This is a genomic window from Azospirillum sp. NS33 (genome assembly GCF_059703765.1).
In genome coordinates, this window is sequence record NZ_BAAKJB010000014.1 from 92,514 (window position 1) to 109,478 (window position 16,965).

Here is a 16,965-nt window from a genome sequence, read left to right on the forward strand (position 1 = left end):
GACGGACTCCGGCCAGGGCGGCCGGGGGCGGGACATCCCCCCGGCGCGCGGTCAGCGGGTGGCGGTCGGCGCGGCCCCGTCAGCGGGCGGCGCGGACCTGCTCCTGGAAGGCCCGGACCAGCGGCATGGCGCCGAACTGGGCCGCGAAGGCCTCGTTCGCCTTGGCGAAACCGGCCTCGGCATCGGGCAGAGTCACCACCTCCAGGCTGCCCTCGAGGCCGGCCAGGTTCTTGGTCTCCGCCTCGAGCTGGGCGGTGTTGGCCCAGGCCAGCGTCTCCGCCATGGTCTCGCGCACCAGCGCCTGCTGGTCCGCCGGCAGGGCCTGCCAGCGCGGCGAGCTGTAGACGGCGATCGCGGGGAAGGCCATGTGGTTGGTGATGGTGAGGCCCTTGGCGACGTCCTGGAACTTGGAGCCGACCAGGGCGTCCAGGTCGATGTCGACGCCGTCCAGCAGGCCGTTCTGCAGGCTCTGATAGATCTCCGGCAGGTGCACCGGCGTGGGCACGGCACCGGTCGCCTCCCACCACGTCTTCATGGCCGGGAACGGCACGATGCGGATCTTCCTGCCCTCCAGGTCGGCCACCGCGGTGGCCGGCGCCTGGCGCATCAGGATGTGGCGCATGCCGGCGAAGGTGTAGCCCAGCCCCTCCAGGCCGACCCGCTGCAGGTTGGCCAGCATCTCCTGGGCCGCCGGGGTCGCCGTGGCGGCCTGGGCGGCGGCCACGTCGTCGAACAGGAAGGGGGTGAACCAGGCGGTGATGCTGGGCTCGCGCAGACTGGTGATGGACGCCGTCATGATCCCCATGTCCAGCAGTCCCGTCTGCATCTGCTGGAACATCTCCGGCTCGTTGCCGAGCTGGCCGCCGGGGAAGATGGCCACCGTCAGCGCGCCGCCCGACTTCTCCTTGAGGGCGTCGGCGAAATGCTGCGCCGCCCTGGTCCAGACGTGCTGCGGCGGGGTGATCAGCCCCATCTTCAGTTCTTCGGCATTGGCCCCGGCGGCCACCGTCAAGGGCGCCAGAACGGCACCGACGGCCAAAACGCGCGTGAGGAACGTCATGGTTGTCTCCCGGCCCTGTGGTGATATCCCTACTTTTGTCGGGCGTTTTTCTTGTGCGCCCGCGGGCGCCCGCTGTTTGGTCTGGCCTGCGACGGTCGGACACTTCACCGGGCGCCCGTGGCATCACCTAACAAATTGCTCGGAAGGCTGTCAATCATATTACTGACGATTATTCCGGCGCCGCGGGAGGGGCCACCGGCCCGCCCCGCGGCGTGGCGGTCAGTAGGCGGGCGGGTCGCTGGCGGGAAAGGACTCGTCGGACGCCTCGTCCACCGTCTCCCAGGGGCGGCGGTCGGCGTCGCGCATGGCGCCCGGCCCGGCCGGGCGGATCTGCCCGGCGCACGCCTCCGGCCCTGCGGGGATGCCGTCGCGAAAGGCCGGGGCGTGGCGGTGGCCCCGCGACCGGCTCCACCACAGGGCGGCGGCCGCGCCGATGGCGGCCCCCGCGAGGCCGATCGCCAGCGACGGACCGGCGCGGCGGCTGTTGAAAGGGCTGGTGATGGTCATCTGACCTCCTCGAACGCTGATTGCCGCCGGGGGGACCGGGCGGTGTAGGGTGGCAACAGCCGCCACCGGCCCCCGTCACGGCCGCCCCGAAACTCACCCCCTGGCACGGAGTCCCGCCCCATGCCCCTCGCTTTCCTCGCCGGCGTCCGCGTCATCGACCTCGGCCAGTACGTGCCCGGCCCGTTCGCCACCCAGATGCTGGCCGACCTCGGCGCCGAGGTGGTGAAGGTGGAGGCCCCGGGGGGCGATCCGATGCGCCGCCTCGGCCCGCGAGACGCCGACGGCACCACCGCCGCCTACAAGCTGCTGAACGCCGGGAAGACGGTCGTGCGGGTCGACCTGAAGAGCGCGGACGGCCGCGCGGCCTTCGAGGCCCTGGTCGCCGCGGCCGATGCGCTGGTGGAGGGCTTCCGGCCGGGGGTGCTCGACCGTCTCGGGCTCGGCCACGACCGGCTGCGCGCGCTGAACCCCGGCCTGGTCCACGCCGGCCTGTCGGGGTGGGGCCGGGACGGCCCCTACGCCCTGCGCGCCGGCCACGACCTCAACTACATGGCGGTGGGCGGCGGGCTCGCCGAGTCCGGGACGGCGGAGCGGCCGGCCTTCGCCCATCCCCCCGTCGCCGATTTCGCCAGCGCCCAGCACGCGGCGCTGGCGGTGGTCGCCGCCCTGTTCGGCCGGGACCGCGGGGCCCACGGCGGGCGCGGACGGGGCGGCGGCGTCCATCTCGACCTGTCGATCATGGAAACGGTGCTGGGCTGGCAGGGGATGACGCTCACCGCGGCGGCGCGCGGCGCCCTGCCCGGGCGCGGCACCGGCCTGCTGTCGGGCGGCGCCGCCTGCTACGGCGTCTACCGCACCGCCGATGGCCGGTTCGTCACCCTGGCGGCGCTGGAGGCCAAGTTCTGGGAGGGTTTCTGCCGCGCCGTGGAGCGGCCGGACTGGATCGCCCGGCAGGACGAGCCGCTGCCCCAGGACGGCCTGACGGCCGAACTGGCTGCCCTGTTCGCCACCCGCCCCCTGGCCGCCTGGCAGGCGCTGCTGGACCCGGTGGACTGCTGCTTCGAGGCGATGCCCGACGCGGCCGCCGTGGCCGACCACCCCCACGTCACGGCGCGCGGCCAGGTGCGCCGCCACGGCGGCGCGGAGCCGCTGGTGGAGACCCTGCTGGGCCTCCGCGCCGACGGCGGCCCGCCGCCGGAGCGGACGCCGCTGGTGGAGAGCGACGCCGACACCGTGCTGATGCGTTGGCGCTGACCGGCGGCGTCACTCCTCCCGGCGGTAGGGCGACTCCTGGCCCAGCAGCTCGATCTCCGCCATCACCGCGGTCCGCTCGCGCTGGAGGTAGTCGGCGACCGCGGCGCGCAGGCCGGGGTTGCGCAGCCAATGCGCGGAATAGGTCGGCACCGGAACGTAGCCGCGCTGGATCTTGTGCTCGCCCTGCGCGCCGGCCTCGACTCGGGCCAGCCCGCGCTCGATGGCAAAGTCGATGGCGCGGTAGTAGCACGCCTCGAAATGAAGGAAGCGGTAGCGGCCGTCGGAGCCCCAGTTGCGGCCGTAGAGGGTGTCGGAGCCCAGCAGGTTCAGCGCGCCCGCCACCCATTCCCCGTCGTCCTCGCACAGGATGAGGACCACGGCGTCGCCCATGGTCTCCCCCAGGCGGTCGAAGAAGGCCCGGGTGAGATAGCCGCCGCCCCATTTGCGGTCGGCGGTTTCCATGTAGAAGCGATGGAAGGCGTCCCAGTGCTCGGCCTTCAGGTCGTCGCCGGTCAGGGTGTGCAGGCGCACCGTGCTGTCCGCCACGGTGCGGCGCTCCTTGCGGATCGCCTTGCGCTTGCGGGCGTTGAGCGCGCCGAGGAAGTCCTCGAAGGTGGCGTAGCCCTGGTTGTGCCAATGGTACTGGACGCCCAGCCGCTGCAGCCAGCCGGCGTTCCCCAGGCGCTGCCAGTCGTCCTCGGTGGGAAAGGTGACGTGCACCGAGGACAGCTCGTTGGTCTCCGCCACCTGGCGCATCGCCGCGATCAGCGCCGCCGCCACCTCCGGGCCGGCGTCGGGGCGCAGCAGCAGGCGCCGGCCCGGAACCGGGGTGAAGGGCACCGCCACCTGGAGCTTGGGATAGTACTGCCCGCCCGCCCGTTCGAAGGCGTTGGCCCAGGCGTGGTCGAACACGTATTCGCCCTGGGAGTGGGACTTCGCGTACATCGGCGCGGCCCCGGCGATCCGGCCCTCGGCGTCGAGCGCCGCGAGGTGGACCGGCTGCCACCCGGTGCCGGTGACCGCCGAGCGCGAGTCCTCCAGCGCGGCCAGGAAGGCGTGGCGCAGGAAGGGGTTGTCCGGCCCGGCGCAGGCGTCCCATTGCGCCGGGTCCGCCGCGGCGATCCCGCCCAGGAGGTTGACCGTGATGCTGTCCCGCCCGTCCATCCGCGCCGCCCCATTCCCCGCTCCGCGATCATCCATGCGGATCGCAGGCAAGGACGTGGGCGCCACGGTGCGGTGCGGCAAGGGCCGCCACGCCTCAGGCCAGCTCGAAGATCGCCTCGACCTCCACGGCGACGCCCAGCGGCAGCGACGCCGCGCCGACGGCGAAGCGGGCGTGCTTGCCGGCGTCGCCGAACACCTCCAGCATCAGTTCCGACGCACCGTTGATCACCGTGGGATGGTCGACGAAGTCCGGCCCGCAGTTGACGAAGCCGCCCAGCTTCAGGCAGCGCGCGATGCGGTCGAGGTCGCCGCCGCACGCGGCGCGCGCCTGCGCCAGGACGTTGAGCGCGCACAGCCGCGCCGCCTGCCGGCCCTCGTCCAGCGACAGCCCTGCCCCGACCTTGCCGAGGAACCGCTTCTCGCCGTTCCACACGGTGACCTGGCCCGAAACGTAGAGCGTGGTCCCGGAGACGCTGTAGGGCACGTAGGCGGCGACCGGCGCGGCCGCCTGCGGCAACTCGATTCCCAGGTCGCGCAGGCGCGCGTCGATGCGTCCGGCCATGGTCTCGGTCCTTCCTGAAGTGATGTCGGGCCTTGTGGCGGGGACGATAGCCGGTGGACGCCCCCCGGCAAAGGGGCCAACGCCCGTCCGGGCACGGGAAAATTTCGCCGGCCCCCCGGCAACCCCCGGCCCGGCCCGGCAAAGTTTTCCCGAACCACTCGGAATCTTTTGGCCGGACCGGTTCGCCCCCGCGCCCGCGCTGGACCACGACGGTTTTCCCTAACCCGCTGATTCCGAAGGGCATCACACCGATGCCACCCGCTCCGGAACGGACTGGCACGGCCCTTGAGTATCCCTAGGCGACGAACAAACACGTTGCCTCGCTCGGCCCCCCTCACCCGGCCGCGAGGCCGGCCTCAGAAGGAGACATGAGCCATGGCCATCAACGACGTCGCCCTCACCGCCTCGATGCGCGCCAACCTGCTCCAGCTGCAGAGCACGGAAGTCAAGATCGCCCAGAAGCAGAACATCCTCGCCACGGGCAACAAGATCAACTCGGCCCTCGACGGCCCGACCGCGTTCTTCGCCGCCAAGGGCCTGACCCAGCGCGCGGGCGACCTGTCGTCGCTGAAGGACTCGATGGGCCAGGCGATCAGCACCATCAAGGCGGCCGACAAGGGCATCACGGCGATCGAAAGTCTGATCGAGCAGGCCCGCGGTCTGACCACCGCCGCCTACTCCGCGCTGGGCAACGACGCCGGCTCCATCGCCACCCGCAAGGCGCTGTCGGAGCAGTTCAACTCGTTGAAGGGCCAGATCGACAAGCTGGCCGAGGACAGCGGCTACCAGGGCAAGAACCTGCTGGCCGGCGACGGCATGCGCCTCGACACCACGAGCGCCTCGCGCACCGCGGTCAACACCATCAGCGGCCTGGAAAACGCCCGCGTCACCAACGTCGTGGCCACCGACACCTACTCGATCCGCGTCAAGGGCGACGGCTCGATCGAGGGCGATGCCGGCGACATCAACGAGGCGGAGCTGGCGCACGGCCTGACCGGCCTGAAGCTGTCGGGAGCCCAGAGCAGCACGCTCGGCAACTTCTCCGACGTGTCGATCGAGGTGCGTGGCGCCAACGGCCGCGAGCGCTCCTTCATCGTCGGCGACGGCAACGAATCGCGCACCATCACCTACTTCGACAACACCCAGGCGATCGCCGCCAACACCACCACCACGGCGGCCTCGGCCACCCCGCAGGTCACCGCGGTCAAGATCAGCGGCACCATCGAGGAAGGCGACATCTTCTCGGTGACGGTGGAAGGCCAGACCTTCTCCTACACCGCGACCGCCGCCGACGTGGCGGTGGGCCAGACCGCGACCTCCAACGTGGCCGCCCACCTCAGCAACTCGATCTCCACCGCGCTCACCAACGGCGGCCGCCTGTCGGGCACCAGCTTCGACCTGGCGAGCGCGGCGGCGACCGGCGACACCCTGACCCTGACCGGCGCCACGGCCACCAACACGGCCCGCGAGGTGACGGTCAGCGCCAAGGCCGAGAACGCCCTGACCAAGAAGATCTCCGAGAGCTTCGCGTCGGGCACGGTGGTGTCGTTCACCGTCGACCGCAAGCTGCTGGAGCAGGCGGCCAACAGCGGCAACGGCGTGTCGACCATCGAGAAGAGCGTCGACATCCAGATCACCGCGACCAGCCTGTCGGGCCAGCAGATCACCCGCGACGGCACGGCCGCCCGCGGCGACGGCAAGCTCTCCGACGGTGAGAACTCCTTCGCCTTCGACACCGGCACGGTGCGCCTGAACGTCGACCAGAAGACCATCCAGCAGGCGGCCTCGGCCAACTGCGCCGCCAACCTGACGACGATCCAGGTCACCGACGCCAACTCGTCGAACGACCTGACGGTGCAGCTGAACGAGCGCAACACCAACTCGATCACCGTGCTCAGCCAGAACCTGACCACCACCGGCCAGGGCCTCCGCCTCGACTACGCGCAGAACCAGTGGCAGGACCGCTCTGACATCGACAAGGCGGTGGAGAGCATCGACTACGCCAAGGACCACCTGCGCTCGGCCTCGCAGACGCTGTCCACGAACCTGAACATCGTCACGACCCGCGAGAGCTTCACCAAGGAGTTCAGCGACGTGCTGGTGGAAGGCGCCAACAAGCTGACCCTGGCCGACCAGAACGAGGAGGGCGCCAGCCTCCTGATGTTGCAGACCCGGCAGCAGCTCGGCACCATCGCCCTGTCGCTGGCCAACCAGTCGCAGCAGTCGATCCTGCGGCTCTTCTAGGCCGCGGCGGCGCCGCCGCCTCACCGCACCGACCGAATCGGGCGCCTCCTCGCGGGGGCGCCCATTTCGCGTCGCCGGGGCGGGCCGCTACCGGGTGGCCGCCTCGACCAGCGCGCGGGCGTCCGCCGCCAGCCGTTCACGGCTCTCCGCCCGCGTGTACATCATGTGGCCGCCGGGATAGACCGGCACCGTCACCCGGTCGCGCTCCTCCGGCGGCAGTTCCAGCCGCGCCGCCACCCAGCGCGAGGCCATGTAGGGCGTCACCAGGTCGGTCAGGCCGTGCGCCATCATCACCCGCAGCCCCGGCGTCAGCGCCAGCACGCTCTGCAGCTGCTCCAGGGCGCTCGGCGCGTCGTTGCGCGGCCACTCCCAGCCCCGCGACACGGCGCGGCTCAGCAGCCGGAACGGGGTGTCGGTGCGGAACGCCAGTTCGTCCTGGACGTAGCCGGCGAAGGCGGTGGCGTAGACCGGCAGGGTGCCGGTCAGGAAGGGGTCGTCGGCGATCCGGGGCGACGCCGGGTCGGGGTCGGGGCCGAGGAAGGTGCCGTCGTAGATGCTGGCGATCCGGCCGCGGTCGCGCACGATCTCGCGGGCGAACAGGCCGATCGGGATCATCGCCCGGCGCCGCGCCACCAGCTCCGGGGCCAGCCCGGTCACCGCCGCGACCGCGTCGAACAGCGCCTGGGCCCGCTCCGGCCGGGCCAGGTCCAGGCCGGCCAGGCCGGCCACGTAGTCGCCCAGCGCGAAGGGTTCGGCCCGCTGGGCGGCGGCGGCGGGGTCGCCCGCGACCTTGCCCAGGGCGGCGGCGCTGGCGGCGAACGAGGGCAGTCGCAGCGCCCACCCCAGCAGGTCGGACGCGTCGTCGCCGATGGTGCCGAAATCGACCACCGGGGAGACCATGATCAGCCCGTTGACGGCGATCCCCGGCCCCTCGAACAGCTCGCCGGCCATGCGGGCGATGCGGAAGCCGCCGTAGCTCTCGCCCACCAGGAACTTGGGCGAGCCCCAGCGGCCGTTGCGGGCGAGCCACAGGCGCACCACCTCGGCCAGGCTCTCGGCGTCGGCGTCGACGTTCCAGAAACGCCGGGCGGCGCCGTCCTCGTCGCCGCTGGCGCGGCTGAAGCCGGTGCCGACGGGGTCGATGAACACGAGGTCGGTGAAGCGCAGCCAGGTGTCGGGGTTGTCGACCACCGGCGCCGGCGGCCGGGTCAACCGCCCGTCGGCCTCGAACCGCACCATCCGCGGCCCCAGCGCCCCCATGTGCAGATAGGCGGAGGCGGCGCCGGGGCCGCCGTTGAAGACGAACGCCACGGGCCGCCCGCCGGCCCCGCCCTCGGCACCGCCCGGCCCCTCCAGGGTGTAGGTGGTGGTGAACACCCGCGCCGCCGGGTCGTCCGTGCCGTCGGCCCGCAGCGGCAGGAACTCGGCCACCGCCGTGTAGGCGAGGTCGCCGCCGGGCAGCGACAGGGTGTGGCGGGTGAGCGCCCGCTGCGGGTCGAACGCCGCCGCCGCGCCGCCCGTGCGCGGGCCGGCCGGGTCCGGGCCTCCGGCCGGGTCCGGGCGCGCGTCGCCGGTGGCCGGTTCAGCGGTCGCGGCGGCCAGCGTGGCGGCCGGCGCCAGGCCGAGCGCCAGGCCAAGGGCCAGCGCCGCCGCCGCTGCGGCGGGCGAGCGGCGGGGCGGGGGGGGCGGCCTGGGGCCTCCCGGGGGGGGGGCGGGGGGGGGCGGGGGGGGGGGGCCGGGGGGGGGGCGGCCATTGTGGACCATTTCCCGCCCCCGGCAACCCGGTGCGTCGCCGGCCGGCGCGGTCGACCGGAGTACCCCCGTCAGGCCAGGACGATGCTGGCGGCCGTCAGCTGGTCCGGCCGCACCCCGACCAGTTCGATGGTGTTGGGCGCCACCAGGCCAAGCAGGCCGGGGACCGCGCTGCTGCCGAGGTCGATCAGCGCGAAGCCGCCCTCGCTGGTGCCCACCCGGCCGGCCAGCAGGCCGGCGACGTCGGCCAGCCCGGTCCCGTTGACGCTCGCGGCGATCAGCAGGCGGTCGACCCCGGCGTCGAACTCGAACACCCGGTCGACGCCGCTGGCGTGCCCGAACACGAAGACGTCGGCGCCGTCGACCCCGTCCCCGCTCCCGCCGTAGAGCGCGTCGTTGCCGCCGCCGCCGTCCAGCGTGTCGGCGCCGAGGCCGCCGTAGAGCACGTCGCCGTTGTACCCGCCGTCGAGCGCATCGTCGCCCTGGCCGCCGTGCAGAAGGTCCCACCCGGACCCGCCGATCAGCGTGTCGTCGGCCTCCTGGCCCAGCAGGGCGTCGTCGTTGAACGCGCCGTCGAGCCGGTCGGCGCCGCCGCCGCCGCGCAGCGTGTCCACCCCCATGCCGCCGTCCAGCGTGTCGGCGCCGCCGCCGCCGTCCAGCGCGTCGTCCCCCCAGTTGCCGAACAGGCGATCGTCGCCGAGCCCGCCGAAGACCACGTCGTCGCCCTGGCCGCCGAACAGGGTGTCGGCGTCCTGCCCGCCGAACAGCGTGTCGGCGTCCGTGTTGCCATAGAGCAGGTCGCCCCCGGTGTTGCCGTAGAGCGCGTCGGCACCCTGCCAGCCCGACAGCACGTCCGCCCCGGCGTTGCCGACCAGCGCGTCGGCCCCGCGCCCGCCGTTGAAGCCGTCGGCGGCGGCGGACCCGATGAGACGGTCGGCGCCGTCGCCGGCGTAGACCGTGGCGATGGCGCTGCCCGCCCCGACCGCGAAGTCGGTGCCCCCCAGGGAGCCAACCCCGCCCGAGAGGTCGATCACCGAATCGGTGCTCACCGCGGCGGCGTTCAACGTGTTGATGCCGTGCGCGTCGACCAGGGTGGCGCGGGCCGGGTCGGCGGCGGCGAGACGGGCGTAGTCGTCGGTGTAGACGTGGGTGTCGTCCTCCCCGCCCGGGCCGCCCATGGCGTTGATCGACCACTGGTCGAGGACGGCGGTGGCGGCGCCATCGGCGCTGTCGATCCGCAGCGTCCAGGTTCCGGCCGCGTCCTCGCCCCAGTGGCGGGTGCTGTTGAAGGTCCAGTCGAGGCTGGCGAGGCTGCCGTCCGGCAGCGGATCGCCGGCCACGTTCACCGCCGGCGTGCGGTCGGACAGGACGCTCGCGGTGCCGTCGGGGGACACCAGGGTTATGGTCAGGCCGTGCAGGTCGGTGTCGCGCAGCGTCACGTGCACCTGCACCTGCTCGACCCGGAGCGGCTGCGCGAACACCGCGGTGGCCTGCAGCGTCCCGCCCGCGGCGAGCGTCCCGCTCCCCTGCTGGACCGCGCCGCCGACCTGATCGAGGTTGGCCGCCGTCGACTGGCGCGTCCAGGTCTCGGCCAGGCGCACGGCGGCGTGGGCGTCGACGCCGCCGAAGCCGTAGTCGTGGCTCACCAGGTGGCCGCCGCCGTTCCAGTCCGCGGCCCCGTTGGTCGCCCAGCGCGCCGTCGAGGCGCTGTCGATCCAGCGCGCCGAGGACGCCAGGATCTCCTGGACGTCGCGGTACCCCAGCGCCGGGTTGGCCTCCAGAACCAGGGCCACCACCCCGGAGACGATCGGGGCGGCCGCCGAGGTGCCGCCGAAATCGTCGGCGTAGTCGCCGGGGGCGTATCCGCCGCGGCCGGTGATGTCGGCGGTCACCACCGTTCCCTGCGCCGCCCCGGTGGGCCCGGCCACCAGCAGGCTGGCACCCGGCGTGCTGTAGTCGGCGACGCGCCCGGTGTCCCCGGCGGCGGCGACCTGGACCGTCCAGGGCGATCCGTTGGACCCGTCGTAGTTGGTGTTGAAGGTGGTCTCCGCCGTCGCCCCGCGGTCGTTGCCCCCGGCGAACACGCTGATCGTGCCGAGACCGTCGCGGCCCTGCGCGGCGAGCGTGCGGCCGATGTCCCACCACTGGCCCTGCACCGCCGCCTGGTCGTAGGCCGAGAACATCGGCCCCCAGCTGTTGTTGTAGACGTCGGCGTCCCCCTCCAGCACCCGGGCGGCCCCCGCCGCGTAGCGCTCCACCGCCTGCAATCCGGCGTCCGGCGTGCGCACGGCGACGTCCGCCAGCATGAAGAAGCCGGAGTCGTACGCCACGCCGACCCCGCCCACCCCGTTCTCCGCCGCCGACACCAGGCCGGCCACCGCGGTGCCGTGGGCGTCCTCCGCCGGCGCCACGTCGCGGCTCGGCGCCAGGACGTTCCACGACAGGTCGGCGCGCAGGTTGGCGACCAGGTCGGGATGGGTGGCGTCGACGCCGCTGTCCTGGATCGCCACCAGCACGCCGCGCCCGGTGTACTCGGGCCACACCGACACGACGTCGATGTCGTACCGCTCCCCGTCGGCGCCGAGCTGCCCGGTGTTGAGAAGGTGCCACTGGGCGGCGAACAGGGGGTCGGTCGGAAGGTGGGGCATATGCGACACTCGGGTTGTTGCCTGGACACGATGACACAACCAGCAATCAAACGTTGTCAATTGCCGGCATCCTCCCGTCACCGAAGCCTCTTGCGTATGAGAATGATTTGCATTATCGGTGTGTGAGGATCGGGAACACCGAGCGTATGGGAGGGAGGCTGGACATGTGCGACCGCTGCGCGAAATCCGCCAAGAAGGCCTTGATCGCCCGGCGCGACAGGCTGCCACTCTGGCTCATCCCCCAGTGCTTCCATTGCACCATCGTCGGCACCTGCTTCAGCCACGACGACACGGTGAAGCTGAGCCGCCGGCTCGACCTGCGGGTCGCCCCCGACGCCCGCTCCTACGACGTCCACCGCCATTTCGTGCAGGCCGCCGGCGAGGCCGGCCCGGCGGCGAAGCTGATGCAGAAGCTGCTCGACGAGAAGCACGGCGGTGCGGTGCGCCGATTCGCCCGCGAGACCACCGAGGCCGGCTGGCTCGCCCGCTGGGAGGAGGCGGTGGCCGCCGGCAACGTGGCCGGCGCCCTGTGGGCGGTGATGACCCTGGCCAACGTCGCCGAAGAGGTCCGCCAGCGCGCCTACGGCGACGTCCACATGATGTCGCACCTGATGGGCGGGGAGACGCGCCAGCGGCTGCGCACGGTCCAGGAGGCGGAGCGCCGCTGCACCGATCTGGAGGCGCGGCTGGTCCGCGGCGAACGGGCCGCCGCCGAGAAGCTGGCGGAGAAGGACGAGCGCATCCACCAGCTCGAGGCGGCGCTGGCGGAGCGCCGGCGCACCGCCGCGGTGCGGACCGCGCCGACGACCGCCTTGACACCCGCCGGGGCGACCGGGGCGGTGGCCGGGGCGCCCGGGTCGACCTCGGGTCCGGCGCCGCGACGCGCCGGCCGCGCCGAACGCCAGGCCGAGGCGCTGCGCCGCCGGGTCGCCGCCGAGCGCGCCCGCGCCCGCCACGCCGAGGCCGAGGCGGATCGCCTGCGCGGCCTGCTGGACTCCCTGCCGCGGCGGCCGGGCGGGACGCCCGCCGCGGCCGGCGACCCCCGGCCCCCGTCTCCGGCGAACCTGGACGGGCGGGCCATCCTCTATGTCGGCGGCCGCCCCGCCCTGATGCCGCACCTGCGCGCCGCCGTGGAGTCGCGCAACGGCTGCCTGCTGCACCACGACGGCGGCATCGAACAGGCGTCGCGCTGCCTGGAAGGGCTGGTGGAACGGGCCGACGTCGTGGTCTGTCCCATCGACTGCGTCAGCCACGACGCCTGCCTGCGCGTCAAGGGGATCTGCCGGCGACTGCAGAAGCCCTTCCTGCCGCTGCGCAGCGCCGGCGCCTCGACCTTTGCCCGGGCCCTTGGTGCCCTAGGTTCCTTGGGCGAGGACCGGCCGCTGTCGTAGCGGGCCGGGGCCGATGCCCGCCACCGCCACCGCCACTCCGGATTCCATGGCCAAGCACGACACGGGAAACCCTTGCACCGGCCTGTGCAAGTTCGACGCCGCCACCGTGTGCCGCGGCTGCCGCCGCAGCCGCGCCGAGGTGCGCGGCTGGAAGCGGCTGGACGACGACACCAAGGCGGCGATCAACCGCCGCTGCACGCTCGACCGCAAGATCGCCAAGCTCGAGGCCAAGCTGCTGAAGCTGCGTGGCAAGCGCGCGGGGCTGGCGGAGCCCGGCCCGCGGCTCGCCCGCGTCGGGCGCTGAGGCCCGGGCGCGGCGCCGATCAGACGGCGCCGCCCCGGGCCGGGGCGCCGCCGTCGTCGCCCGCCCGGGCCTCCCGCGCCGCCCGCTGGGTGGCCGGCTGGCGCGGTGTCGCGCCGACCGGCCGCGGCGGCCGTTCGCCATCCTCGGCCGCGGGAAACATCGGGCACGGCGCCGCCTCTTCGACCTCGTACCCGGCGCTGCGGGCGTAGCGCAGGCCGGCGCGGTCCGTCGCGTCCTTGCGGCTGTTGGCGGCCACCAACCAGGTGCGCGGGGCGCGCCAGATCGCGCCGGGGCGGCTCTCGCGGGTGAGCGGGTCGACCGCGGACTGGGTGACCCGCACCATCCAGATCCGCCCGCCCCTGGCCTCCTGCCGGTCGAACACCCAGTACCGCTCGACGGGCAAGCGCCGGGCGTCGGCGAGGCGGCGCTCGGCCACCTCGAGCGCCCGTTGCGCCTCCGCCACCCGGGCCTCGGCGGCCCGCACCCCCTCCTCGGCGGCGGCGGCGCGGCGGCGGCCATCGGCCAGCCGCCGGTCGAGGCTGCGCAGGACGCGCTGATCCTGGGCCATCTCGCGGCGCAACGCGGCGAGCCGACGCTCGCCGCGCCGGTTCACGATCACCGCGATTCCCAGCAGCAGGACGGACGCGTAGACCAGAAGAGCCGTCATCGGGCGGCGGCACCGTCGCCTGCGCCACCGTCGGCGGCGGATGCCACCGTCCCCACCCGCACCCCACTGCCCTCGGGGAAGACCCGCCGTGCCGTCGCCGCGGCGCTGTCGGCGGTGGGCGCCCAGACCAGGGCCACGTTGCGGCGCTCCCAGATGGCGCGGGCGAAGACGACCCGGCGGGCCTCGGCGCGGGCCACATCGCCGCCGTTCAGCTCGCAACGGAACAGGGTGCAGCCGGGCTGGGGGACGCCGAGCTCGTGCACCAGTTCCACCTTCTCGGCGGCGACGCCGCGCACCGCCGCCTCGGCCCGCATGCGGCGGGTCTCCAGTTCCCCGCAATCGCCCTGCCGTCCCTGGATCAGCCGTTCCGCGGCGCTGATCCGGCGCTCCATCACGCCGATCTCGTCGTTGCGGGCCTCGACCACCTGGTGCAGGGCGCGGCGCCGGCGGGTCATCGCGGCGCCGCGCGCCGCGCCGAGCACCAGCGCCAGCCCGAGCGCGCCCGCGCTGATCACCGCCAGCCCGATGGCGAACATCTCCAGCGGAAGCATCGCCACCGCTCAGCCGCCACCGCGCACGCGGCGGCCCCCGGCAGCGCCGCGGGCAGGGCGCGCCGCCCCCCGTCCGCCTGCGCCGTTGCTGCCCCGAAATGCGTGCATCGCCCCTCGCGCCGTCCCTCTTGTCACACCCGCCATGGACGGCCCGGGCGCACGTGCCCCGGCCTCGGCACCGGAGTCTACGCGGTTTTGCCGCACCGCGGCAGACATCTTTGGCAAGAACCCGCCACGGACCGGCACGCCCGGACTCGTTCTGTGGCAAACACCCCGACATTGCGACACCCCCGCGCCGCCGACGCGGTTTGTCATAAATCGACGTTTGACGGTCGGACGCCGCCGGTGGTTCTCTCGGTTCTCCCGATCGAAGAAGGACCGCCCGGCATGGTGCTCGACGACCCCCTGTTCGCCAGCGAAGAGGAGGACGACAGCCCGGCCGGCCCGCGGCCCGCGCCGTGGACCGTGCTGGTGGCGGACGACGACCCCCAGGTCCACGCCATGACCGGGGTGCTGCTGCGCGACTTCGAGTTCGAGGCGCGCCCCTTCGAGGTGGTGAGCGCCTATTCCGCGGGCGAGGCCGCGGCCATCCTGGCGGCCCGGCCGGACATTCCGGTCATGCTGCTGGACGTGGTGATGGAGACCAACGACGCCGGCCTGCGCCTGGTCCGCCGCATCCGCCACGACATGGGGAACCGCAGCGTCCGCATCATCCTGCGCACCGGACAGCCGGGCGAGGCCCCGGAACGCGAGGTCGTGGTCGCGTACGACATCAACGACTACAAGGCCAAGAGCGAGCTGACCGCGCAGAAGCTGTTCACCTCGCTGGTCGGTGCGCTGCGGTCCTGGCGGGACCTGCTGGCCGTCGAGCGCAACCGCCAGGGCCTGCAGAGCATCCTCGACGCATCGGAGCTGCTGCTGGCATCGCGCTCCCTGGACGGACTCGTGCAAGGCATGGTGGCGCGGCTGCCGCGGGTGGTGCACCACGCCGGCGGCGCCGTCGTGGCCTGCCGGGAGGCGGCGGACGGATGCACCGCGGTCGCCGGCTCGGGCCGCTTCGCCGCCACGGTGGGGCGGTCCGTCGACGGCGGACTCGACGCCGCGAGCGCCGCCGCCGTCGCCGCCGGTTTCGCCACCGGGCAGAGCGTCTACGGGGATGAGCGCTGCGTCCTGGTGTTCCGCACGATGGCGCACGGCACCACGGTCTTCCTCATGGAACGCCCCGAGCCCTACGGCGACGACGAGCACCGGCTGCTGACGCTGTTCTGCGAGCGGATCGCCCTGGGCATCGACCATGCCTGCCTCTACGACGACCTCCTGACGCTCAACCGCACGCTGGAATCGCGGGTGGAGGCGCGCACCGCCGAGCTCGCCGCCAGCCGGACCGCGCTCGCCGCCGCCAAGGACCGCGCGGAGACCGCGCTGGCCCGCGAGATGGAGGCGCGCCAGCAGCAACGCCAATTCGTCGCCATGGTGTCGCACGAGTTCCGCACCCCGCTGGCGGTGATCGACAGCGCCGCCCAGATGCTGACCCTGCGCGCGCGCGACGCGGCCCCCGACATGCTCGACCGTCTGACGGTGGTGCGCACCAGCGTCCACCGGCTGACCGGCATCATCGAAACCTACCTGACCGACGAGCGCCTGATGTCCGGCTCGCTGACCCTCGACCGCCGCACCGTCGGGGTGGACGACACCCTGCGCACGATGGTCGGCCACCTGCGCATCGCCCATCCCGACCACGCCTTCGCCCTCCACCTCGGCCCGTCGCCGCTGCCCGTCGACGCCGACGCCCACCTGCTGGAACTGGCCCTGGCCAACCTGCTGGGGAACGCGGTCAAATACTCCTCCAACGACCCGAGGGTGGAGGTTTCGGCGCGGCGCGCGCGGGGCGCGGTGATCGTCGAGGTCCGCGACCACGGCTGCGGCATCCCCGCACCCGAACAGGCCCACGTCTTCGCCCGCTTCTTCCGCGGCAGCAACACCACGGGGGTGACCGGGACGGGCATCGGCCTGCACACGGTGCAGCAGATCGTGGAGCTGCACGGAGGCACCGTCGCCGTGACCAGCGCAGAGGGCGCCGGCACCACCTTCCGGGTGGTCCTGCCGGCCGCGGCGGCCCCATGAACGGACGTCCGACAACCGCCGCCGCCACCACGCCCGCCGCCACGCCCGCCGGCATCCCGGGGCCTTCGCCGTGGCGCGCGCCGGGAAACGGTGACATAGTCGCCCACGGAATGGAGACGGGCCAGGGCGCGCCGAGCGCCGGAGCGGCTCCACGGAGCTCAAGCGGACCGCCGACCATGCTGGCACAGGAGTACGCCGCCTTCAAACGGGAGTTGGATGCCAAGGGCATCATCTTCTCCTTCAGCGGGTATCTCTCCGAAGGAATCCTCTATTCGCTGGGCGAGGCCCTGCGCGAGAAGATGACGCTGGAGGAGGCCGACGCCCCGACGGTGCGCCGCGTCTTCTCGGTCTTCGTCGAGCAGATGCAGAACATCATCCGCTATTCCGCGGAGAAGATCGGCGCCGGCGCCGACCGCGGCGGCATCGAACTGAGCGCGGGCATGGCGACGATCGGGATGGAGGACAAGACGTTCTTCATCGTCTGCGGCAACACGCTGCGCAACAGCGACGTGCCGGCCCTGAAGAAGCGGCTGGACTTTCTCGGCACCCTCGACAAGGCGGCCATCAAGGCCCACTACCGCGAGCAGTTGCGCGAAGCCCCCGATGAGGGCAGCCGGGGCGCCACCATCGGCCTGATCGAGATCGTCCGCCGTGCCAGCGAGCCGATCGAGTACGACTTCACCGCCGTGGACGACGAACGCAGCTTCTTCTGTCTGAAAGTCCGTATCTGAGAGCGC

General features: G+C 73.3%; 14 protein-coding genes. 6 read left to right on the top strand and 8 right to left on the bottom strand.

Annotated elements, in window-relative coordinates; translation table 11 throughout:
- Positions 1-79 precede the first annotated feature (79 nt).
- Positions 80-1,060 carry a TRAP transporter substrate-binding protein gene (locus AC6H2I_RS14295; protein ID WP_497501326.1) on the bottom strand — a complete coding sequence of 327 codons (981 nt, stop codon included), beginning with the start codon at positions 1,058-1,060 and terminating at the stop codon, positions 80-82.
- Between the two features lie 219 nt (positions 1,061-1,279).
- Positions 1,280-1,567 (bottom strand): hypothetical protein, encoded by a 288-nt coding sequence (locus AC6H2I_RS14300; RefSeq protein ID WP_497501327.1) that lies wholly within the window; start codon positions 1,565-1,567, stop codon positions 1,280-1,282.
- A 120-nt stretch (positions 1,568-1,687) separates the two neighbouring features.
- Here AC6H2I_RS14300 and AC6H2I_RS14305 point away from each other — a divergent pair, with 120 nt between their 5' ends.
- Positions 1,688-2,821 (top strand): CaiB/BaiF CoA transferase family protein, encoded by a 1,134-nt coding sequence (locus tag AC6H2I_RS14305; protein WP_497501328.1) that lies wholly within the window; start codon positions 1,688-1,690, stop codon positions 2,819-2,821.
- Positions 2,822-2,830: 9 nt separating this feature from the next.
- Here AC6H2I_RS14305 and AC6H2I_RS14310 read toward each other — a convergent pair whose 3' ends face one another.
- Complete coding sequence (locus AC6H2I_RS14310; protein ID WP_497501329.1) at positions 2,831-3,985, bottom strand: GNAT family N-acetyltransferase; 1,155 nt, start codon at positions 3,983-3,985, stop codon at positions 2,831-2,833.
- A 94-nt stretch (positions 3,986-4,079) separates the two neighbouring features.
- Positions 4,080-4,547 carry a RidA family protein gene (locus AC6H2I_RS14315; protein ID WP_497501330.1) on the bottom strand — a complete coding sequence of 156 codons (468 nt, stop codon included), beginning with the start codon at positions 4,545-4,547 and terminating at the stop codon, positions 4,080-4,082.
- A gap of 375 nt (positions 4,548-4,922) precedes the next feature.
- Between AC6H2I_RS14315 and AC6H2I_RS14320 the strand changes: the two genes are divergently transcribed.
- Positions 4,923-6,791: a flagellin N-terminal helical domain-containing protein gene (locus AC6H2I_RS14320; protein WP_497501331.1), complete on the top strand. Its 1,869-nt coding sequence runs from the start codon at positions 4,923-4,925 to the stop codon at positions 6,789-6,791.
- Positions 6,792-6,878: 87 nt separating this feature from the next.
- On the opposite strand, the gene AC6H2I_RS14325 is transcribed toward AC6H2I_RS14320, so the two are convergent.
- Positions 6,879-8,555, bottom strand: coding sequence for a S10 family peptidase (locus AC6H2I_RS14325; RefSeq protein WP_497501332.1), 1,677 nt, complete (start codon positions 8,553-8,555; stop codon positions 6,879-6,881).
- A gap of 59 nt (positions 8,556-8,614) precedes the next feature.
- On the bottom strand, positions 8,615-11,191 hold the full coding sequence (locus tag AC6H2I_RS14330) for a S8 family serine peptidase (protein ID WP_497501333.1): 2,577 nt from the start codon (positions 11,189-11,191) through the stop codon (positions 8,615-8,617).
- 164 nt (positions 11,192-11,355) lie between these two features.
- On the opposite strand from AC6H2I_RS14330, the gene AC6H2I_RS14335 reads away from it, so the two are divergent.
- A complete protein-coding gene (locus tag AC6H2I_RS14335; RefSeq protein WP_497501334.1) occupies positions 11,356-12,582 on the top strand; it encodes a DUF2325 domain-containing protein in 1,227 nt (408 codons plus the stop codon).
- Between the two features lie 46 nt (positions 12,583-12,628).
- Positions 12,629-12,886 carry a DUF1289 domain-containing protein gene (locus AC6H2I_RS14340; RefSeq protein ID WP_497501335.1) on the top strand — a complete coding sequence of 86 codons (258 nt, stop codon included), beginning with the start codon at positions 12,629-12,631 and terminating at the stop codon, positions 12,884-12,886.
- Between the two features lie 19 nt (positions 12,887-12,905).
- On the opposite strand, the gene AC6H2I_RS14345 is transcribed toward AC6H2I_RS14340, so the two are convergent.
- Both AC6H2I_RS14345 and AC6H2I_RS14350 read right to left on the bottom strand, forming a co-directional pair.
- A complete protein-coding gene (locus AC6H2I_RS14345; protein WP_497501336.1) occupies positions 12,906-13,553 on the bottom strand; it encodes a hypothetical protein in 648 nt (215 codons plus the stop codon).
- Positions 13,550-14,110, bottom strand: coding sequence for a hypothetical protein (locus AC6H2I_RS14350; protein ID WP_497501337.1), 561 nt, complete (start codon positions 14,108-14,110; stop codon positions 13,550-13,552). The genes AC6H2I_RS14345 and AC6H2I_RS14350 overlap by 4 nt, the downstream gene beginning before the upstream one ends.
- A gap of 381 nt (positions 14,111-14,491) precedes the next feature.
- On the opposite strand from AC6H2I_RS14350, the gene AC6H2I_RS14355 reads away from it, so the two are divergent.
- Together AC6H2I_RS14355 and AC6H2I_RS14360 are read left to right on the top strand one after the other, a co-directional pair.
- Complete coding sequence (locus tag AC6H2I_RS14355) at positions 14,492-16,228, top strand: ATP-binding response regulator (protein ID WP_497501338.1); 1,737 nt, start codon at positions 14,492-14,494, stop codon at positions 16,226-16,228.
- A gap of 176 nt (positions 16,229-16,404) precedes the next feature.
- Positions 16,405-16,959 (top strand): SiaB family protein kinase, encoded by a 555-nt coding sequence (locus AC6H2I_RS14360; protein ID WP_497501339.1) that lies wholly within the window; start codon positions 16,405-16,407, stop codon positions 16,957-16,959.
- The last annotated feature ends 6 nt before the right edge of the window (positions 16,960-16,965 follow it).

Bases quoted from the DNA above. Each gene is read 5' to 3' on its own strand.
- AC6H2I_RS14310 (WP_497501329.1), bottom strand. From the start codon at position 3,985: ATGGACGGGCGGGACAGCATCACGGTCAACCTCCTGGGCGGGATCGCC.
- AC6H2I_RS14325 (WP_497501332.1), bottom strand. From the start codon at position 8,555: ATGGTCCACAATGGCCGCCCCCCCCCCGGCCCCCCCCCCCCGCCCCCC.
- AC6H2I_RS14345 (WP_497501336.1), bottom strand. From the start codon at position 13,553: ATGACGGCTCTTCTGGTCTACGCGTCCGTCCTGCTGCTGGGAATCGCG.
- AC6H2I_RS14330 (WP_497501333.1), bottom strand. From the start codon at position 11,191: ATGCCCCACCTTCCGACCGACCCCCTGTTCGCCGCCCAGTGGCACCTT.
- AC6H2I_RS14340 (WP_497501335.1), top strand. From the start codon at position 12,629: ATGGCCAAGCACGACACGGGAAACCCTTGCACCGGCCTGTGCAAGTTC.
- AC6H2I_RS14315 (WP_497501330.1), bottom strand. From the start codon at position 4,547: ATGGCCGGACGCATCGACGCGCGCCTGCGCGACCTGGGAATCGAGTTG.
- AC6H2I_RS14355 (WP_497501338.1), top strand. From the start codon at position 14,492: ATGGTGCTCGACGACCCCCTGTTCGCCAGCGAAGAGGAGGACGACAGC.
- AC6H2I_RS14360 (WP_497501339.1), top strand. From the start codon at position 16,405: ATGCTGGCACAGGAGTACGCCGCCTTCAAACGGGAGTTGGATGCCAAG.
- AC6H2I_RS14300 (WP_497501327.1), bottom strand. From the start codon at position 1,567: ATGACCATCACCAGCCCTTTCAACAGCCGCCGCGCCGGTCCGTCGCTG.
- AC6H2I_RS14305 (WP_497501328.1), top strand. From the start codon at position 1,688: ATGCCCCTCGCTTTCCTCGCCGGCGTCCGCGTCATCGACCTCGGCCAG.
- AC6H2I_RS14335 (WP_497501334.1), top strand. From the start codon at position 11,356: ATGTGCGACCGCTGCGCGAAATCCGCCAAGAAGGCCTTGATCGCCCGG.
- AC6H2I_RS14295 (WP_497501326.1), bottom strand. From the start codon at position 1,060: ATGACGTTCCTCACGCGCGTTTTGGCCGTCGGTGCCGTTCTGGCGCCC.
- AC6H2I_RS14320 (WP_497501331.1), top strand. From the start codon at position 4,923: ATGGCCATCAACGACGTCGCCCTCACCGCCTCGATGCGCGCCAACCTG.